The organism is Cognatundibacterium crateris, from assembly GCF_010078235.1.
In the GTDB taxonomy this organism is placed as follows: Bacteria; Pseudomonadota; Gammaproteobacteria; order Burkholderiales; family Burkholderiaceae_D; genus Undibacterium; species Undibacterium crateris.
Window position 1 is genome coordinate 1 of the sequence record NZ_JAABOS010000028.1, and the last position, 1,516, is coordinate 1,516.

At 53.0% G+C, this 1,516-nt stretch carries 2 protein-coding genes; both read right to left on the reverse strand.

What is annotated here, in order from left to right; translation table 11 throughout:
• Window positions 1–143: biotin/lipoyl-containing protein (locus EYB48_RS18940; protein ID WP_408058380.1), on the reverse strand; the 143-nt coding region annotated here is incomplete at its 3' end.
• Between the two features lie 11 nt (window positions 144–154).
• A partial coding sequence (locus EYB48_RS18945) for a transketolase-like TK C-terminal-containing protein (protein WP_408058379.1) occupies window positions 155–1,516 on the reverse strand: 1,362 nt, incomplete at its 5' end.

Sequence of the window (1,516 nt, forward strand, 5' to 3'; positions counted from 1 at the left end):
CTGATCACCATAGAGGCTTTGTCGCCTTCTACGGTGATCAGCGACTGTTCGGCTTCAACTTTGTCGCCCACTTTGACCAGGATCTCGGTGATTTCAACTTCATCAGCCCCGATGTCCGGTACTTTGATTTCGATAGCCATTATTCTTTTACCTCTTACGCCAGACGCGGGTTAACTTTATCTGCATCGATGTTGAATTTGGCGATTGCGTCAGCAACCACTTTCTTATCGATTTCGCCACGTTTAGCCAGTTCGCCCAGCGCCGCAACCACGACATAAGAAGCATCAACTTCGAAGTGGTGACGCAGGTTCTCACGGCTGTCGGAACGACCGAAGCCATCAGTACCCAGTACGCGGTAGTCGTCAGCCGGTACGTAAGTACGGACCTGCTCAGCGAACAGTTTCATATAGTCGGTAGATGCCACTGCCGGAGCGTCGTTCATCACCTGAGCGATATACGGAACGCGCGGAGTTTCCAGCGGGTGCAGCATGTTCCAGCGTTCACAATCCTGACCATCACGCGCCAGCTCGGTGAAGGAGGTCACGCTATAAACGTCAGAACCTACGCCGTAATCTTTCGCCAGGATCTCAGCTGCTTCACGGACGTGACGCAGGATAGAACCGGAGCCGAGCAGCTGAACTTTACCTTTGCTACCTTCAATAGTTTCGAGTTTGTAGATACCTTTACGGATACCTTCCTCAGCACCTTCCGGCATTGCCGGCATGTGGTAGTTTTCGTTCAGCGTAGTGATGTAGTAGTAAACGTTCTCTTGTTTTTCACCGTACATACGCTCCAGACCGTCATGCATGATGACAGCAACTTCGTAAGCGTAAGCCGGGTCGTAAGAGATACAGTTCGGGATAGTCAGCGACTGAATGTGGCTGTGACCATCTTCGTGCTGCAGACCTTCGCCGTTCAGGGTGGTACGACCGGAAGTACCGCCGATCAGGAAGCCACGCGCTTGCTGGTCGCCAGCCGCCCAGCACAGATCGCCAATACGCTGGAAGCCGAACATCGAGTAATAGATGTAGAACGGGATCATCGGCAGATTGTTGGTGCTGTAAGAGGTCGCCGCTGCCAGCCAGGAACAACCTGCGCCCAGCTCGTTGATCCCTTCCTGCAGAATCTGACCTTTCTCGTCTTCTTTATAGTAAGCAACCTGCTCGCGGTCCTGCGGGGTGTACTGCTGACCGTTCGGGCTGTAAATACCAATCTGACGGAACAGACCTTCCATACCGAAAGTACGCGCTTCGTCGGCGATGATCGGTACCAGACGATCTTTGATCGACTTGTTCTTCAGCATCACGTTCAGAGCACGAACGAAAGCGATAGTGGTAGAGATCTCTTTGCTCTGCTCTTCCAACAGCGCGCCGAAGTCTTGCAGGCTCGGCAGCTCAAGCTTCTCGGTGAAGTTCGGCTGACGGCTTGGCAGATAACCGTGCAGTTTCTGACGCTGAGCGTGCAGATAGGTATGCTCTTCAGAACCTTCCGGGAAGGTGATGTACGGCAGTTTTTC